This window comes from Halomonas sp. Ps84H-12, assembly GCF_024124725.1.
Taxonomy (GTDB): domain Bacteria; phylum Pseudomonadota; class Gammaproteobacteria; order Pseudomonadales; family Halomonadaceae; genus Vreelandella; species Vreelandella aquamarina.
In genome coordinates, this window is the sequence record NZ_JAMXSJ010000034.1 from 1 (window position 1) to 17,054 (window position 17,054).

The window sequence follows — 17,054 nt, forward strand, 5'->3', positions numbered from 1 at the left end:
TGTTAGGCCTGCCGCCAGCGTTCAATCTGAGCCATGATCAAACTCTTCAGTTTAAGATCAATGCGATCCTTACTCGCTGCCCGAAGGCAACAAAAGCGGATCAAACTTGGCTCAAGGTTCAAACGAACTTGAAAGATGCGAACATCTTTCTTGTGCGCTTGCCTTGATAATTGGTGATTTATCACCCTCATCGGCAAGCGCCCACATGAATTACCTGATCAAATTGTTAAAGAGCAACTTTCTTAAGCTCGCTGCGCTGGCTCGATGACCTGAACCGTGTCGCCTCAGCGAGGAAGGCGTATTCTACGCATTCCGTGGTGTTTGTCAAGGGCTGTTTTCAGCGAGTGAAGCGAGCGATCTAAACAACAACAAGACAACTCTAACCTCCTGACAAACCAGAGATTTTCAACCTCATTCACCGCTGGTAACGCTGGTCGTCCCCGGCAGCGGATGCGTACTTTACGGATTCGCGGCCGGGTTGGCAAGAGCTAATGTGAAAAAGTTTCAAAAAAGTTCAGCGCTTGGGTTTTGCTTTGCGCATAACGGCCAGAACAGGGCCTGAACAGACGTAAGCCGCAAATAGCAGCAGCAGCATGACCGAAGGCTCGACGGAGATCATCACGAACCCAAGCACTACCGCCAACAGCACAACGAAAGGTACGGGCTTTTTGAAGTCCAGATCCTTAAAACTGTAGTAGCGGATGTTACTGACCATCAAAATACCTGCCGCACCTACTACGACGAGCATCAACAGCTTGAAACCAAATGCATCGGCATCAAAACTATGGAACGTCCATACGCTGGCAGCAACCAGCGCCGCTGCAGACGGGCTGGGTAAACCGATAAACCACTTTTTATCGACACTACCAATCTGTACGTTAAAGCGTGCTAAGCGCAGCGCGGCACAAGCCACATACAGAAACGCGACCACCCAACCGGTTTTACCGATGTCTTGCAAAATCCAGGTAAAGGCAACCAGTGCAGGCGCCATGCCAAACGAGATCATATCGGCAAGACTGTCATACTCCGCGCCAAACTCGCTTTGAGTATTGGTCATCCGGGCAACTCGGCCATCTAAGCCATCTAGCACCATAGCAATGAAAATGGCGACCGCTGCGGATGTGAACTCACCGTTAATCCCAGCCACAACCGCAAAGAAACCAGAGAAGAGTGCAGAGGTAGTGAATAAGTTAGGCAAGAGGTAGATGCCTTTACGGCGGATCTTCTTGCCATCCTCCACGGCCTCTTCAACGACCTCGGTTTCCCGTAAGAACGCGGTAGCTAGGTCTTCATTGCCGACAACATCATCACTACTTGATGTTTGCTGGGGTGATTCACCGCTGGCCGACGTATCGGAAGGCTGCGTATTTTCGTGCTCTTGGTCGCGAGCATCCTGGGTCATAAGTGTCATCCATTTGAAGTGAAGTCACATGAAAATTGATCTCTTCTCATTCTACACGGTGATGCCAAGGCAGCCAGCCAATTGCCGTAGACAACGAAAAACGCCCCGAGACAGAGCCTCGGGGCGTTAGCAACTCAGTTGATCGATTAGTTCTTAGATTTATCGACTAGCTGGTTGGCAGCAATCCACGGCATCATGCCGCGCAGCTTGGCACCTACCTGCTCGATTTCGTGCTCGGCATTCAGGCGACGACGTGCGGTCATGGACGGATAGTTAGTGTTGCCTTCCTGGATGAACATCTTGGCGTACTCGCCGGTCTGGATGCGCTTGAGTGCATTGCGCATTGCAGCGCGAGACTCGTCGTTGATCACCTCAGGGCCGGTCACGTACTCGCCGTACTCCGCATTGTTGGAGATGGAGTAGTTCATATTGGCGATGCCGCCTTCGTACATCAGGTCGACGATCAGCTTGAGCTCATGCAGACACTCGAAGTAAGCCATTTCCGGCGCGTAGCCTGCTTCAGTCAGCGTCTCAAAGCCTGCTTTTACCAGCTCAACTGCGCCACCGCACAGTACCGCTTGCTCACCGAACAGGTCCGTTTCGGTTTCGTCTTTGAATGTGGTTTCGATAATACCGCTGCGGCCACCGCCAACGCCGGCTGCGTAGGAGAGCGCCAGCTCTTTAGCACTACCAGACGCATCTTGATGAATAGCGATCAGATCAGGGATACCGCCGCCTTTTACGAACTCAGAGCGAACGGTGTGACCCGGCGCTTTCGGCGCGATCATGATCACGTCGAGGTCTTTGCGCGGCTCGATCTGGTTGTAGTGAATGTTGAAGCCGTGGGCGAACGCCAGCGTCGCGCCCTCTTTCAGGTTCGGCTCAACTTCCTGCTCGTAGATGGCTTTTTGGTTTTCGTCCGGCGCCAAGATCATGACCACGTCAGCGGTTTTGCACGCTTCCGGCACGCTCGCCACTTTTAAACCAGCCGCCTCTGCTTTCGCTGCAGAAGAGGAGCCTTTGCGCAGTGCGACAGTGACATCAACGCCAGACTCTTTCAGGTTGTTAGCATGCGCATGGCCCTGCGAACCATAGCCAACGATAGTAACTTTTTTGGCTTGGATCAGGGACAGGTCGCAATCTTTATCGTAATAAACGTGCATGACGAGACTCCAGAAGTCGGTAATATCAAATTTTATAGCGTATAGATCAGCGTTGATGGCCACCCGTGCCGTCTTATGCAGCACTGGGATTCGGCGTTGAGGTCACTCTACGATAGAGCATCCGTTGCGTAAAACGCTATGTTTGCAACATACTATTTCATATTATGAAATCACGCTTAGGGCGTCAGCCTTTATGGATTTTCGTCTACTCAAACACGTGGTCACCCTGGCCGACACACTGCATTTTGGCCGTGCCAGCGAGCTTTGCCACATTAGCCCCTCGACGCTGAGCCGCTCTATTCAACAGGTAGAGAGCGAGCTAGGCACTCGCCTATTCGAGCGCGATAACCGCCACGTGACGCTAACCCCTCAAGGCATCACGTTCCAACACTATGCCAAAGAGACGCTAGAGCAGTGGGAAACCCAAAAACGCACCTTGGCCGCCACCACAGCACAACTCAGCGGGGAGATCAGCATTTATTGCTCGGTCACGGCGAGCTACAGCTTTCTGTATGAATTACTCAGCGATGTACGTACACGCCACCCCGGCATTGAGCTAAAGCTGCATACTGGTGACCCCGCCGATGCGAGGTCGCGAGTGCTGGAAGGCGCAGACGATATGGCGATTACTCCTCGCCCGCGTATTCCGCCTAGCGCGCTGGCCTTCAAGTCGCTGACCCGCTCGCCACTGCTGTTCATTGCACCCACCGAGCCCCACGCGTGGCTGCCGCCTCAACCAGAAAGCTCCACCGCAGAGCAGTGGCAGCACGTGCCGATGATTTTGTCGGAAGCAGGCCTCTCCAGGGAATACGCCAACACCTGGTTCAAAGCCATGGGTATTGCACCGCGCATTTACGCCCAGGTAGCCGGGCACGAAGCGATTGTGAGTATGGTCGGGCTTGGCTTCGGTGTGGGCGTTGTCCCCAAGATCGTGCTGGATAATAGCCCGCTGGCGGAACGGGTACAGGTACTTAACGTCAAACCGGAGCTGCCCCACTATGATGTCGGCCTCTGCGTGCTGAACCGGCGGTTAAAAAACCCGATGATTGATGCGTTTTGGGCGGCGGTTAATCCACGTTAACGCACTATTTATCACTAAAGCACAGTACAAAAAAAGCCGCCCACGAATAATGGGCGGCTTTTAGCAATACAAGTACCACTGTAAAGCGAACCTTTACAAGGACAGTACTTTATCGCCCCGGGCAATACCGGATACCCCGGTGCGCGCTACTTCGAGAATACCCACCGGCGCCATGGCCTGTAGAAAGGCATCCAGCTTTGAAGCGTCGCCGGTAATCTGCACCGTGTAGAGGCTAGGCGTCACGTCGACGATCTGCGCACGGAAGATATCCACCGTACGCTTAACTTCATCGCGGGCAGCGCCAAGCGCTTTCACCTTCACCAGCATCAATTCACGCTCGATGTGGTTACCTTCGGTGAGATCCACCAGCTTGACCACATCAATCAGCTTATTGAGGTGCTTGGTGATCTGTTCAATCACCCGGTCGTCGCCAATAGTAGTGACCGTTAAGCGGGACAGCGACGGATCTTCCGTTGGTGCCACGTTCAGCGTTTCGATATTGAAGTTACGCTGGGAGAACAGCCCGACCACACGTGACAGCGCACCCGGTTCGTTTTCCATCAGAATCGAGATGATATGACGCATCAGGTACGCTCCGTTTTAGACAGCAGCATGTCACGCATAGCACCCAGCGGTACCTGCATCGGATAGACGTGTTCATGGGGGTCGACCTTCACGTCCAGGAAGACCAGCTCATGCTTGTTGGCAAACGCACGCTCAAGCGCCGGCTCCAACTCGTCTAGCGTCTTCACGGTGATCGCGGTGAACCCGTATGCTTCAATCAGCATATGGAAGTCGGGCAGCGACTCCATATAAGAGTGCGCATGGCGAGACTTGTAGTTCAAATCCTGCCACTGGCGCACCATGCCGAGCGAAGCGTTGTTCAGGTTGACGATCTTGACGCCCACGCCGTACTGCTTACAGGTAGAGAGCTCCTGCATCATCATCTGGAAGCTACCCTCGCCGGTGACACATACCACGTCGTCTTCGGGGAAGTTCTGCTTGATGCCCATGGCGGCCGGAAAGCCGAATCCCATGGTGCCCAGGCCTCCGGAGGTAATCAGGCGGTTGGGCTTATCGAACTTGTAGTACTGCGCCGCAAACATCTGGTGCTGACCCACGTCCGTGGTGACGTACGCTTCGCCACGGGTCACGCGGCACAGCGCTTCGATCACTTCTTGCGGCTTCAGCACTTCGCCGGGCTTGGAAGGCTCGTAGAGCTTTCCTTCGCGATCGGCACGCCAACCGTCGATCTTCTGCCACCAATCGGCCAGTGCTTCTGGATGCGCAATGGAGTGCCCCTGCACCAAGCTAATCATCTCGTTGATGACGCTGGACGCCGGGCCAACAATCGGCACGTCTGCACGCACGGTTTTGGATACTGAGCTTGGGTCGATATCCACGTGAATAATCTTCGCCGTTGGGCAGAACTTCGACGTGTTGTTAGTCACTCGGTCATCGAAACGTGCGCCAATAGCAATGATCAGGTCAGCGTGGTGCATGGCCATATTGGACTCATACGAGCCGTGCATACCCAGCCAGCCCAAACACTGGCGGTCGCTTTGCGGGTACGCGCCAATGCCCATCAGCGTGGTGGTAATCGGGAAGCCAAGCTGCTTCACCAAGTCGGTCAAGCCTTCGCTTGCCTTGCCTGTTACCACACCGCCACCGGTATAGAACACTGGGCGCTTGGCCTTCAGCATCATCTCGACGGCTTTCTTGATCTGCCCGGTATGCCCACGGGTCACCGGATTGTAGGAGCGCAGTTTGACCTTCTTCGGGTACACGTACTCGTAGCGCTCGGTGGGCGCGGTCATGTCCTTGGGGATATCGACTACCACCGGGCCAGGACGACCAGTCGATGCCAGATAGAAGGCCTTTTTCAGCACTTCTGGGATTTCAGACGGGTGACGAATCGAGAAGCTGTGCTTCACGATAGGACGCGTCACGCCGACGATATCGGTTTCCTGGAAGGCGTCGTCACCAATCAAGTGGCTCATGACCTGGCCGCACAGAACAACCATGGGAATGGAGTCCATGTAGGCGGTCGCAATGCCAGTCACCGCGTTGGTAGCGCCGGGGCCAGAGGTCACCAGCACCACGCCGGGCTTGCCGGAGGCGCGGGCATAGCCGTCGGCAGCGTGAGTGGCTGCCTGTTCGTGCCGCACGAGGATGTGCTTCACTTTGTCTTGGCGGAACAGCGCATCGTAAATATGCAGCGCCGCACCACCGGGATAACCATAAATGTACTCAACGCCCTCATCTTGCAAGAAGCGGGCGATCATATCTGCGCCGGAAAGCAGTTCCACTGTATTTCTCCCCTGGAGGTCTCGAGTGCGATCCGCAGGACATCCTGCGGGGTCGAGTGCGGCGGTATGCCGCTGCCGGCCCATGCCGGCACCTGATGCCAAACCCTGGCAATATGGCCCGGTTAGGGCCTGCACTCTCATCGGGAATGCTCATTTATGGCAACCATAAAGAGCGGTTCCCTTACACGGCGGTTTGCCGTGTCGGGGCGTTGGCCAGGTCAGGCGGTTAGCCTAAGCCCGGAAGTCCTTCGGCGGGTAGAGGCGTGAGCCTACCCTTCGCGCGGGGATCAGGGGTTGCCCGTTGGTTCCGCGCCCGCAAATCAGGAACCCACAAGATTCCATTAGCGCCCTTAGCCTGTCAACCTCCGATCCCTTCAAACGCAACAAAGGTCGCAGTAAGCGCAAAAAAATGCCCCGCCAGCGGTGCTGACGGGGCATTTGCCCTATTTCATTGCGCAATTAACTAAACACTAGTTCGCCTTCATTGGCGCTAATGTGAATGGTATCGCCTGGGGCATACTTGCCTGCCAGCAGATTTTGAGCCAGCGGGTTTTCAATGCGACTTTGAATGGCCCGCTTGAGTGGCCGCGCCCCAAACACAGGGTCAAAACCCACCACCGCTAGCTGCGCCATGGCATCGTCACTAATCTCCAGGCTCAGGTCGTGTTCCGCAAGCCGTGCCTTCAAGCGCTCCAATTGAATACCAGCAATGGCCTGAATCTGCTCTTGACCAAGCGCGTGGAACACGACCACTTCATCAATGCGGTTGATCAATTCAGGGCGGAAGTGGTTACCCACGACCTCCATCACCGCGTTTTTCATCAGCTCGTAGTCGTTATCATCCCCGCCCATGCGCTGAATAATGTCTGAGCCCATGTTAGAGGTCATCACAATCACGGTGTTACGGAAGTCGACGGTACGACCCTGACCATCGGTTAAGCGGCCATCTTCCAGCACTTGCAGCAGAATGTTGAACACATCCGGGTGCGCTTTTTCCACCTCATCCAGCAGCAGCACCGAGTAGGGCTTGCGGCGCACTGCTTCGGTTAAGTAGCCACCCTCTTCATAGCCAACGTAGCCGGGAGGCGCGCCGATCAGGCGAGCCACGGAGTGCTTCTCCATAAACTCCGACATATCGATGCGCACCATGGCTTCTTCCGTATCGAACAGGAAGTTGGCCAGCGACTTGCACAGCTCGGTTTTACCCACCCCGGTCGGGCCGAGGAACAGGAACGAGCCGTTAGGACGGTTGGGATCGGCAAGGCCCGCCCGAGAACGACGTACCGCGTTTGCCACGGCCTCTACCGCTTCATGCTGGCCAATGACACGCTCGTGCAGGGCGTCTTCCATACGCAGCAGTTTATCCCGCTCGCCTTCCAGCATTTTGGACACTGGGATGCCCGTCCAGCGGGAGACCACCTCAGCAATCTCCTCCTCCGTGACGTTAGAGCGCAGCAGTTGGTGGCTAGCGGTATCCGCTTCACCCTCACCCGCCTCGCTGATTTTCTTCTCCAGCTCGGGAATCTTGCCGTACTGGATTTCCGACATGCGGCCCAAATCACCCTGACGACGCGCCTGCTCAAGGTCGATACGCGCTTGCTCGAGCTCCGCTTTGAACTGCGCGGCGCCTTGAATGCTGGCTTTTTCCGCCTTCCAGATCTCATCCAGGTCAGCGTATTCACGCTCTAAATCGTGAATCTGCTGATTGAGCGCTTCCAAGCGTTTTTTGGTCGCTTCGTCGGTCTCTTTCTTAAGCGCTTCACGCTCCATCTTGAGCTGGATCAAACGACGATCAAGGCGATCCATCTCTTCAGGCTTGGAGTCCAGCTCCATACGAATCCGCGAGGCGGCTTCATCGATCAGGTCGATGGCCTTATCCGGCAACTGGCGGTCGGTGATATAGCGCGTCGAGAGCTTGGCCGCTGCGATGATCGCAGAGTCGGTAATATCGACGCCGTGGTGCACCTCATAGCGCTCTTTCAGGCCACGCAGAATGGCCACGGTATCCGCTTCCGAGGGCTCGTCCACCAGCACTTTCTGGAAGCGCCGCTCCAGGGCCGCGTCTTTTTCGATGTACTGACGGTACTCATCCAGCGTGGTGGCCCCGACACAGTGCAGCTCGCCTCGGGCCAACGCCGGCTTGAGCATGTTGCCAGCGTCCATGGCGCCTTCCGCCTTGCCTGCACCCACCATGGTATGCAGCTCGTCGATGAACAGGATCACCCGGCCTTCTTCCTGGGAGAGCTCCTTAAGCACGGCTTTCAGGCGCTCTTCGAACTCACCGCGAAACTTGGCTCCGGCGAGCAGCGCGCCCATATCCAACGACAGCACGCGCTTCTCTTTCAAACCTTCGGGTACTTCACCGTTGACGATGCGCTGGGCCAAGCCCTCGACGATGGCGGTTTTACCTACACCAGGTTCGCCAATCAGCACCGGGTTGTTCTTGGTGCGACGCTGCAACACCTGAATCGTACGGCGGATTTCGTCATCGCGACCGATGACAGGGTCGAGCTTGCCGTCCAGCGCGCGCTGGGTGAGGTCCAACGTGTACTTGTTCAGCGCTTCACGCTGATCTTCGGCGTTGGGGTCATCAACGCGGGAGCCGCCACGCAGGCTGTCGATGGCCGCCTCGAGACTTTTGCGCGTCAGCCCGGCCTCTTTGAGCAGTTTGGTGATGGCACCGTTCATCTCCAGCGCCGCCAGCAGCACCAGCTCGGAGGCGATGAATTGATCGCCGCGCTTTTGCGCTTCGCGGTCGGTGAGATTGATCAGTTTGACGAAGTCACGCGATGGCTGCACTTCGCCATCGAATTGGCTGACTTTGGGTAGGTCATCCACTAGGCGCTGCAGACCGTCGCGCAGGCGTGAACTGCTGCCGTCGGCTTTCTCGATCAGCGCTTTGATGCCGGTTTCTTTGGTATCAATCAGCGCCAGCAGCAGATGCGCGGGATCTAACTGGTTGTGGCCTTGGCCCACAGCGAGGGATTGCGCCTCAGCAATGGCGGCCTGTAATTTGGCGGTGAATTTATCGAATCGCATGGTATGCCTCCTGGGGATGCCGTGCGTTTGGCCCCACGGCGCTTCCCGATAACCTGTCGTTGAACGTGCTAAAGTCGATTAGCTTGACAAGTTAAATGGCGTCATATCCTCGTATTTCAAGTGACCCTTATTTGATCCAGATCACGCTTGCCATGCGACCGGTATTGCCGTTGTCACGGCGGTAGGAGTAAAAGCGCGACTCACAGGCGGTACAGAAGTGCCCGCCGCTAATGTGGTGAATGCCTAATGCCTCTAGGCGAAAGCGCGCTAGCCGATACAAATCAGCCATATAGTGGCCAAGCCGATAAGGGCTGTGATCAAAAGCATCGGCGGTATCAGGATGTACCGCGACAAAAGCGCCGTACACTTCCGGGCCCACTTCAAACTGCGCGTTAGAAATCGCCGGGCCTAGCCATACCAGAATGTCGTCCGGGTCGCAGTTCATCGCGGCCACCGTAGCTTCCAGCACGCCACCGGCTAGGCCACGCCAACCCGCATGAGCAACCGCCACCTGGGTGCCTTGTCGGTTGCAGAGCAGCACCGGCAAACAGTCTGCGGTGAGAACGACACAAGCGTACTCGCTGCTGCTGGCAAGAGCGGCATCCGCTTCCGGCGTGTCACTCTGATACTCCTGCTGCACCCGCGCACCGTGGGTTTGGTTTAGCCACAGCAGCGGGCGTTCATCGCCGATCTCTTTGTGTAGCAACCGTCGGCACAGTGCAACATGATCGGCATTGTCCCCAACGTGAGCGGCCGGATTGAACGCCGCAAAATTATTCTGACTCGGCCCCGTTTCACGCGTGGTCACAAAAGCTCGCACGTTGGCGGGCGCCGGCCAGTCCGGCAGCAGTAGCGTCGGGCGCAGGTCAATGGCATCGCTCATCGCATGGTCTCGCTATCGTCGCGCAGGTAGTCCAATAACATTAGTAGATCATCGGGCAAGTCGGCTTGAAAAGTGAGGGTTTCGCCACTAACGGGATGCACAAAGCTCAGCTTGCGAGCATGCAGCGCTTGGCGAGGAAACTCGCGCAAAATCTCTTTTAACGGCCCGGCAGCCCCCGGCGGAAGTTTGGCACGGCCACTGTAGAGCGGGTCGCCAATCAGCGGATAGCGGGCGTGGGCCATATGCACGCGGATTTGGTGGGTGCGACCGGTTTCTAGCTGGCAGCGTACGTGGGTGTGAGCACGAAAGCGCTCGACCACGCGAAAATGCGTCACGGCGGGTTTGCCGGACGCCGTGACCGCTTGGCGTTTACGGTCTTTCGGGTGCCGACCAATCGGCGCATCAATGGTGCTGCCCGCTACGGGTTTGCCAATCACCACCGCATCGTATTGACGCGAAACGGTACGCGCCTGAAGTTGCTCCACCAGGACTGTTTGGGCTGGCAGGGTTTTGGCGACCATCATCAGCCCGGTAGTATCTTTATCCAAACGGTGGACGATCCCCGCGCGCGGCACCTCCGCCAGTGTGGGGTGATGATGCAGTAGCGCATTGAGCAAAGTGCCATCCGGGTTGCCCGCCGCCGGATGCACGACCATGCCCGCTGCCTTGTTGATGACGATGACGTCATCGTCTTCGTAGACGATGTCCAGCGCAATGTCCTGGGGCTCGAAACGCGTGTCCTCTTCGATGGTCGCGTTGAGCGTCAGCACTTCATGGCCGTGCAGTTTGGCTTTCGGCTTGACCTTGGCACCATCGACGGTGAGCTCACCGGCGTTGATCCACGCTTTCAAGCGCTCGCGGGAGTAATCGCTGAACAACTCCGCCGCCGCTTGGTCCAAACGTGCACCAGCTAATGATGCGGGCACCCGCTGCGTGGCTTCAACAATACGAGACATGAATGACCTCTCTAAGACGCTAACCGCCCAACTGCGTCACATAATACGCTTAACGTGTCGCTAAGCCTGCGTTTTGCGTCTAGGTGTTTTATAGTGGGCTAACTGCGACCTATTCTACCATTTCTACTTATGGCCATCGTCGCTTTTCGGTGATTGAGGCTTGTTTGCAACGAGGATGATGATGCGCGTTTTTTCCGCTGCCAACCGCTTTGGCGCCCTAGCCTTGAGCCTTGCCCTCCTGGCGGGCTGCGCTAGCAACGACACGACCCCGGAAGAGGAAGATGAGTTTGCGGGGGTACAAGAGCGCGAGCTGTATGAGCTGGCACGCACCGCACTCGATAGCAACCGCTTCCCGATTGCTATCGAGCGCCTTGAAGCCCTGGATACTCGCTATCCGTTTGGCCCCCACGCCGAACAGGCCCAGCTTGAGCTGATTTACGCCTATTACGAAAACAGCAACTGGGAAGAGGCGCGCGCTGCCGCTAGCCGCTTTATCCGCCTGCACCCAGACCACCCCCAGGTGGACTACGCCTACTACCTGCGCGGGCTGTCCGCTTGGCAGGCAGGCCGTTTTAGCCTAGAGCGCCTGCGCTTGATCGACATTTCCAAGCGCGACCTGGGCGCCTCGCGGGATGCCTACAACGATTTCCGCGAACTGATTCAGCGCTTCCCGCAGAGCCAGTACGCGCCGGATGCCCAGCAGCGCATTGTCTATCTGCGTGAGCTATTAGCCCGTCACGAGCTACACGTGGCTGACTACTACCTGCGCCGCGGTGCTTTCTTGGCCGCCGTTGAGCGGGGCCGCTGGGTCATCGAAAATTACCCAGAGTCCAGCGCCACCCGTGATGCGCTAGCCACGATGGTGGAGGGCTATCAAGGCTTAGGCATGGACGACCGCGCCCGCGAGGTGCTCACTGTATTGCGCGAAAACGCGCCGGATCACGAGCAGCTTCAAAACGGCCGCTTTACGCCCAAACATGGCAACAGCGATTAAGCGTTGAATCAGGCCACTAGCGGCCGCCACGTTTAAGCTGTACACCCCATGCATCAATAAAACCACGCTTCGGCGTGGTTTTATTGCGCTCATGCCTAATAAAACTTACTTAACAATAACTTATCAAATCCTAAGCGGTGCCTCGCCCCACAAGCTGAAGCTTGAGCTAACCGAAAGCACCGTGATTGGAAAAGCTTGGCCCCTCCTCCGGTACTGCCTTAAGCCAGTGAGCGCTTACATTAATTCCCAGGCTGCCAGCCATTCACAATGGGGTAGCGACGGTCACGCCCGAAACCACGCGGCGTGACCCGCACTCCTACAGGGGCCTGGCGACGCTTGTATTCGCAGCGATCCACCAGCTTGACGACTTTATAGACATCCTCTTCCTCAAAGCCTGCCGCAATAATCGACTCGGCGCTCATATCCCCTTCGATGTAGCGGACCAAAATGGCGTCCAGCACATCGTAGTCGGGTAGCGAGTCGCTATCCTGCTGATCAGGGGCGAGCTCAGCGCTAGGCGGGCGCTCAATCACCCGCTCGGGAATCGCCGGAGACTGGGTGTTGCGCCAGCGTGCCAAACGGTAGACCCAGGTTTTATACACATCTTTAAGCGCGTTGTAGCCACCCACCATATCGCCATACAGGGTAGCGTAACCCACTGCCATTTCGCTCTTGTTGCCAGTGGTCAGCACCATCAGGCCTTTCTTATTGGAAATGGCCATTAACAGCACACCACGACAGCGCGACTGCAGGTTCTCTTCGGTAGTATCTCGCTCGGTGCCAGCAAAGCTTTCTGCCAAGGTGCCCATAAAGGCTTCCACCATCGGCTCGATGGGCATCACGTCATAGTGCACCCCCAGCAGGTTCGCCTGCTCGGCGGCATCTTGTTTGGAGATATCCGCCGTGTAGTGGTAAGGCATCATCACCGCCTGCACCCGCTGCGGCCCCAACGCATCCACCGCAATGGCCAGCGAGAGAGCAGAATCTATCCCACCAGAAAGCCCCAACACGACGCCCTTGAACCCGCTTTTATTGACGTAGTCGCGCAGGCCGGTCACCAACGCGCAGTAGAGGCTCTCTTCCGGCTCGACGTCGGGTTCAATCTCTCCCGCTTGGGGCTCCCAGGTATCCGCGCTGGTTTGCAGCAACTGGATGGGCATCAAGCCCGCCTGCCAATAGGGTGCCAGCACCTTTAACTGCCCACTGGCATCCACACAGCTAGAACCACCATCAAACACCAGCTCATCCTGGCCGCCGATGGTGTTGACGTAAACAATCGGCCGCTGCACTTCTTGGGCACGCTGCTCTAAAAGGCGCAGCCGCTCGGCGGGCTTATCCTGGTGGTAGGGCGAGGCGTTAAGGCTGATCAGCACTTCGGCGCCCGCTTCATGGGCCGCTTTTACCGGCGCGCCCTCCCATAAATCTTCACAAATCAGCAGGCCAAGCTTGGCGCCTTTATGTTCGTACACCAGCGGCTCAGTGCCGGGGGTAAAGTAGCGCTGCTCGTCAAACACTTGGTAGTTGGGCAGCGCCTGCTTGGCGTACTCCGCTTCCCACTGGCCGTTGTACAGCACACCCGCCAGGTTATAGCACTTGCCTTCACGCACGCCGGGGTAGCCAATAATCACCAACACATCACGGGCAATTTTTTCGGCCATTTTGGCACGAGCTTCCCGCAGGCGGGTTTCCATGGAGGGGCGCAGCAGCAAATCTTCCGGCGGGTAGCCGGATAAAAAAAGCTCGGGGAAGACAACAATATCCGCCCCATGCTCAATCCTCGCTTCTCGCACGGCCTCAATGGCACGCGCGGCATTGCCGGGAATATCTCCCACCAGAGGGTCGAGTTGGGCCATTACCAGCGTTAAGTCTTGCATGGGCGTTAAAATCTCTTGAGAATCTTCGGAATACGGTGGCATCTATATAGTAGATGCATTGTCCCGCAAGGCATGCCAAGTGGCAAAGGCCACACAGCACTAAGAGGGCTGAAAGCAACGAAAGTCTTGCCGCCAGTCACGCCTTGTAACCGCCTTTCCCACTTGGGGAGCCATTGAGGATGAATCTATTGATCATTCGGTTGATTATTTTTGCCGTGCTGCTGTATGCAGGCCTAAAGCTGTACGGTATTTACCGCCAACATAAACTGAGCCACCAGCAGCAAACGCCTCCCCGCCATGAGGGCGGCAATATGGTGCGCTGTCGCTGGTGTGATGTTCACGTACCGGAAAACGAGGCGCTGCGCGATGCGGAACAGTGGTTCTGCTGTAGCGCGCATCGTGACCGTTTTTTGCAGGAGCAGGAAGACAGCAGCAATCGCTAAGCCTCCCCCGCCTTTACGCCAAACGCGCAGCCGTTGGCTGATAAGGCGCAGGATCCATCAGCGGCTTACGCCCCAGCAGCTGGTCTACCAGCAGGTGGGTCGAAGCAGGCGCCAGCACTAAGCCGTTACGGTAGTGCCCGGCATTAATAAACACATTCGGAAAATCGGGCAGTGCGCCAATAAACGGTATGCCTTCTGGCGAGCCGGGGCGCAGGCCCGCCCAATGGTGAGCTACGGGGCAATCTGCCAGCGCGGGGATAATATTCTCCGCGCTCCGCTTGAGCGAGACCAACGCCTCTTCATCAGTGGCTTTATCGAAGCCCGCCTCTTCCAGGGTCGAACCTACCAGCAGCAGCCCGTCGCTACGGGGAATCACATAGCGACCATCCTTTAGCACGACACGTTGCACTAACCCTGGGGGCGCTTGATAAGCAATCATCTGCCCTTTAACGGGGCGCACCGGCAGGCGCACGTTCAAACCCTCTAGCAACTGGGCCGCCCAAGCACCGCCGCATACCACCAACTGCTCGGCCAGCTGCTCGCCTTGGTTGGTATCAACACCCACCACGCGGCCTTGGCGCTGAATAAACCCCTGCACGCTGCACTGCTCTATGAGTGTGACGTTGGGCATAGCGGCTAAGCGCGCCCGTAGCGCTTGGCCCAAGCGCGGGTTGCGCACGCTGCCCAGAGTGGGCATCCAGAGCGCACTGCCTCCCGGTGCGGCTGCCTCTGGCTCTTTTTGATGCACAAAAGCGGCATCTACCCGCTCCAACGGTTTGCCTAACTGGCGTGCCCAGTGCAGTGCCGCATCATCGTCATCCACGTTTAAGTAGAGCAAGCCCTTTTGGCGATACTCCGGGTCGATGCCGGTCTCTTCCAGCAGGCGCAGTGCCAGCGTCGGATAGACACCCTCCGACCAGCGGGAAAGTTGCGATACTGGCTCGCCGTACCGCCATGGGTAGAGCGGCGACACAATACCCCCGCCTGCCCAAGAAGCCTCTTTCCCACATGCCCCACGCTCCACCAGCGTGATATTCTGACCTGCATCTGCCAGTTGCAGCGCGGTCATCATACCAATAACACCACCGCCTATAATTAAGAAATCGCTCACAAATATTGCCCACTATTGCTAATAGAGTCGCTAAAAGAGCCGCTAACAGAGTACCAGCGCATTGGCGGCATAAAGAGAATGAGCATAGTGATGCGTTTCAACAGGTCAAGCTACTGAGAGAGACTATGGCACAGCCTCACCACATCGCTAGGCGAAACAACACGGGCTTTACACTGCTTGAGTTGCTGGTGGCACTCGCCTTAATGGGCATGCTGGCGGCCTGGGGTTTGCCCAACTTTCAGGCATTGGGAGAGCGTTCGGCGGTCGCCAGCGAAGTAAATCGCTTACAAACAGCGCTAACGCTGGCGCGCAATACGGCGATTACACAGCGCAGTGACGTGACGGTTTGCCCTTATAACGGTACAAAAAGCGATGCCTGCACCAGTGACTGGAATGGCCACATCATGGTCGTGGTGGGAGATAAAACGTCAGGAATTGGCGACAGTGAGGTAGTAAGAGTATTTGCACCCACTTCTGGCGTTAAGGTTGACAAAAATGGTCGTAGTCACATGAAGTACGATTCTATGGGCCATGTCGGCCCCTTTTTTAACAGTAGCTACTTCATCTGCCCCATGGATGAGCAAACCAACGTATTAGGTAAGCGTTTAAGAGTCAGCCAGTTAGGTAGAGCTAGAGTGGATGAAGACCCCATTAGCTGTGGCGACTAATGAGATCTTCTAGCAACAGACATATATAATTAAGCAATGCCATCCAGATAGCGCTCGGCATCCAGCGCGGCCATGCAGCCGCTGCCCGCTGAGGTAATCGCCTGGCGATAGATATGATCCATCACGTCGCCACAGGCAAATACACCCGGCACGCTGGTCGCCGTTGCGTTGCCTTCACTGCCCGATTTCACTTTGATATAGCCGCCGTTCATTTCCAGCTGGCCTTCAAAGATGCCGGTGTTGGGGCTATGGCCGATGGCAATAAACAGCCCCGGCGCATGGATCTCTTTGGTGGAGCCATCTTTGGTAGATTTCACCCGCACGCCGGTCACGCCGGTGTTGTCGCCCAGCACTTCCTCTACTTCGTAGAACCATTCCAAAGCAATCTTGCCCGCCTCGGCTTTCTCGAAGAGTTTGTCTTGCAGAATTTTTTCGGCGCGTAGGGTATCGCGGCGGTGTACCAGCGTCACCTTAGAGGCGATATTGGAAAGGTACAGCGCTTCTTCCACGGCGGTGTTGCCCCCGCCTACAACAATCACTTCCTGGTTGCGATAGAAAAAGCCATCGCAAGTGGCGCAGGCAGAAACACCCTGACCCATAAACTGCTGCTCAGTGGGCAGCCCCAAGTAACGGGCGCTGGCACCGGTCGCAATAATCAGCGCATCGCAGGTGTAGGTGCCGCTGTCACCTTTCAGGGTGTACGGTTTTTCGCTTAGACTGACCTCATTGATATGGTCAAACAGCACCTCGGTATTGAAACGCTCGGCGTGCTGCTTCATGCGCTCCATCAACTCAGGCCCCTGGACGCCCTCGGCATCGCCGGGCCAGTTATCCACATCGGTTGTAGTGGTTAATTGGCCACCTGCCTGCATACCGGTAATCAGCAGCGGCTTTAAGTTAGCCCGTGCTGCATACACCGCTGCGGTATACCCTGCAGGGCCGGAACCAAGAATAATCAAACGTTCATGACGCGTTTCCATGACACCACCTTTGTCACAATATTGAGCAAATAACGTTGCAAGAGAGTCTGCCTGAAATGGCGCCAAGTACAAGCTATTACAAGGGTTAGTCTACGCTATTAGGCAAAGATGCCTTGAAACTCTATGGTGAAACACCCATGTGCTATTAATA

The 17,054-nt window shown here is 56.5% G+C and carries 14 protein-coding genes; 4 read left to right on the forward strand and 10 right to left on the reverse strand.

Annotated elements, in window-relative coordinates; translation table 11 throughout:
* Nucleotides 1-514: 514 nt before the first annotated feature.
* Nucleotides 515-1,402 (reverse strand): CDP-diacylglycerol--serine O-phosphatidyltransferase, encoded by an 888-nt coding sequence (pssA, locus tag NH344_RS14760; protein WP_253028071.1) that lies wholly within the window; start codon nucleotides 1,400-1,402, stop codon nucleotides 515-517.
* Nucleotides 1,403-1,548: 146 nt separating this feature from the next.
* Complete coding sequence (gene ilvC / locus NH344_RS14765) at nucleotides 1,549-2,565, reverse strand: ketol-acid reductoisomerase (RefSeq protein ID WP_062362822.1); 1,017 nt, start codon at nucleotides 2,563-2,565, stop codon at nucleotides 1,549-1,551.
* Nucleotides 2,566-2,758: 193 nt separating this feature from the next.
* Here ilvC and ilvY point away from each other — a divergent pair, with 193 nt between their 5' ends.
* On the forward strand, nucleotides 2,759-3,646 hold the full coding sequence (ilvY, locus tag NH344_RS14770; RefSeq protein ID WP_253028072.1) for an HTH-type transcriptional activator IlvY: 888 nt from the start codon (nucleotides 2,759-2,761) through the stop codon (nucleotides 3,644-3,646).
* Nucleotides 3,647-3,739: 93 nt separating this feature from the next.
* Here ilvY and ilvN read toward each other — a convergent pair whose 3' ends face one another.
* The 5 genes from ilvN to rluD all read right to left on the reverse strand — a co-directional run bounded on the left by ilvN (nucleotide 3,740) and on the right by rluD (nucleotide 10,833).
* The gene (ilvN, locus tag NH344_RS14775; protein ID WP_078090039.1) at nucleotides 3,740-4,231 is read right to left on the reverse strand and encodes an acetolactate synthase small subunit; all 492 of its coding nucleotides are present in this window, start codon (nucleotides 4,229-4,231) and stop codon (nucleotides 3,740-3,742) included.
* Entirely contained in the window at nucleotides 4,231-5,955 is a 1,725-nt protein-coding gene (locus NH344_RS14780) for an acetolactate synthase 3 large subunit (protein ID WP_044630355.1), read from the reverse strand. Before NH344_RS14780 ends, ilvN begins: the two co-directional genes overlap by 1 nt.
* 459 nt (nucleotides 5,956-6,414) lie before the next feature.
* A complete protein-coding gene (gene clpB / locus NH344_RS14785; RefSeq protein ID WP_044630354.1) occupies nucleotides 6,415-8,994 on the reverse strand; it encodes an ATP-dependent chaperone ClpB in 2,580 nt (859 codons plus the stop codon).
* 127 nt (nucleotides 8,995-9,121) lie between these two features.
* A complete protein-coding gene (gene pgeF / locus NH344_RS14790; RefSeq protein ID WP_044630353.1) occupies nucleotides 9,122-9,877 on the reverse strand; it encodes a peptidoglycan editing factor PgeF in 756 nt (251 codons plus the stop codon).
* Nucleotides 9,874-10,833, reverse strand: a complete 960-nt coding sequence (gene rluD / locus NH344_RS14795) for a 23S rRNA pseudouridine(1911/1915/1917) synthase RluD (protein ID WP_044630352.1) — start codon at nucleotides 10,831-10,833, stop codon at nucleotides 9,874-9,876. Before rluD ends, pgeF begins: the two co-directional genes overlap by 4 nt.
* Before the next feature lie 181 nt (nucleotides 10,834-11,014).
* On the opposite strand from rluD, the gene NH344_RS14800 reads away from it, so the two are divergent.
* Complete coding sequence (locus NH344_RS14800) at nucleotides 11,015-11,827, forward strand: outer membrane protein assembly factor BamD (RefSeq protein ID WP_044630351.1); 813 nt, start codon at nucleotides 11,015-11,017, stop codon at nucleotides 11,825-11,827.
* 239 nt (nucleotides 11,828-12,066) lie between these two features.
* Here NH344_RS14800 and NH344_RS14805 read toward each other — a convergent pair whose 3' ends face one another.
* On the reverse strand, nucleotides 12,067-13,701 hold the full coding sequence (locus tag NH344_RS14805) for an NAD+ synthase (RefSeq protein ID WP_044630350.1): 1,635 nt from the start codon (nucleotides 13,699-13,701) through the stop codon (nucleotides 12,067-12,069).
* Nucleotides 13,702-13,880: 179 nt separating this feature from the next.
* Here NH344_RS14805 and NH344_RS14810 point away from each other — a divergent pair, with 179 nt between their 5' ends.
* Nucleotides 13,881-14,144: a PP0621 family protein gene (locus NH344_RS14810; RefSeq protein WP_044630349.1), complete on the forward strand. Its 264-nt coding sequence runs from the start codon at nucleotides 13,881-13,883 to the stop codon at nucleotides 14,142-14,144.
* 13 nt (nucleotides 14,145-14,157) lie between these two features.
* Here the strand turns inward: NH344_RS14810 and thiO are convergent, their stop codons facing one another.
* Nucleotides 14,158-15,255: a glycine oxidase ThiO gene (gene thiO, locus NH344_RS14815; protein ID WP_044630348.1), complete on the reverse strand. Its 1,098-nt coding sequence runs from the start codon at nucleotides 15,253-15,255 to the stop codon at nucleotides 14,158-14,160.
* Nucleotides 15,256-15,380: 125 nt separating this feature from the next.
* Here thiO and NH344_RS14820 point away from each other — a divergent pair, with 125 nt between their 5' ends.
* On the forward strand, nucleotides 15,381-15,923 hold the full coding sequence (locus tag NH344_RS14820; RefSeq protein WP_044630347.1) for a GspH/FimT family pseudopilin: 543 nt from the start codon (nucleotides 15,381-15,383) through the stop codon (nucleotides 15,921-15,923).
* Between the two features lie 29 nt (nucleotides 15,924-15,952).
* Here the strand turns inward: NH344_RS14820 and trxB are convergent, their stop codons facing one another.
* Nucleotides 15,953-16,903, reverse strand: a complete 951-nt coding sequence (trxB, locus tag NH344_RS14825; RefSeq protein ID WP_044630346.1) for a thioredoxin-disulfide reductase — start codon at nucleotides 16,901-16,903, stop codon at nucleotides 15,953-15,955.
* Between the last annotated feature and the right edge of the window lie 151 nt (nucleotides 16,904-17,054).

Bases quoted from the DNA above. Each gene is read 5' to 3' on its own strand.
- trxB (WP_044630346.1), bottom strand. From the start codon at position 16,903: ATGGAAACGCGTCATGAACGTTTGATTATTCTTGGTTCCGGCCCTGCA.
- rluD (WP_044630352.1), bottom strand. From the start codon at position 10,833: ATGTCTCGTATTGTTGAAGCCACGCAGCGGGTGCCCGCATCATTAGCT.
- ilvC (WP_062362822.1), bottom strand. From the start codon at position 2,565: ATGCACGTTTATTACGATAAAGATTGCGACCTGTCCCTGATCCAAGCC.
- pssA (WP_253028071.1), bottom strand. From the start codon at position 1,402: ATGACCCAGGATGCTCGCGACCAAGAGCACGAAAATACGCAGCCTTCC.
- NH344_RS14810 (WP_044630349.1), top strand. From the start codon at position 13,881: ATGAATCTATTGATCATTCGGTTGATTATTTTTGCCGTGCTGCTGTAT.
- ilvY (WP_253028072.1), top strand. From the start codon at position 2,759: ATGGATTTTCGTCTACTCAAACACGTGGTCACCCTGGCCGACACACTG.
- pgeF (WP_044630353.1), bottom strand. From the start codon at position 9,877: ATGAGCGATGCCATTGACCTGCGCCCGACGCTACTGCTGCCGGACTGG.
- NH344_RS14800 (WP_044630351.1), top strand. From the start codon at position 11,015: ATGCGCGTTTTTTCCGCTGCCAACCGCTTTGGCGCCCTAGCCTTGAGC.
- NH344_RS14820 (WP_044630347.1), top strand. From the start codon at position 15,381: ATGGCACAGCCTCACCACATCGCTAGGCGAAACAACACGGGCTTTACA.
- clpB (WP_044630354.1), bottom strand. From the start codon at position 8,994: ATGCGATTCGATAAATTCACCGCCAAATTACAGGCCGCCATTGCTGAG.
- NH344_RS14805 (WP_044630350.1), bottom strand. From the start codon at position 13,701: ATGCAAGACTTAACGCTGGTAATGGCCCAACTCGACCCTCTGGTGGGA.
- ilvN (WP_078090039.1), bottom strand. From the start codon at position 4,231: ATGCGTCATATCATCTCGATTCTGATGGAAAACGAACCGGGTGCGCTG.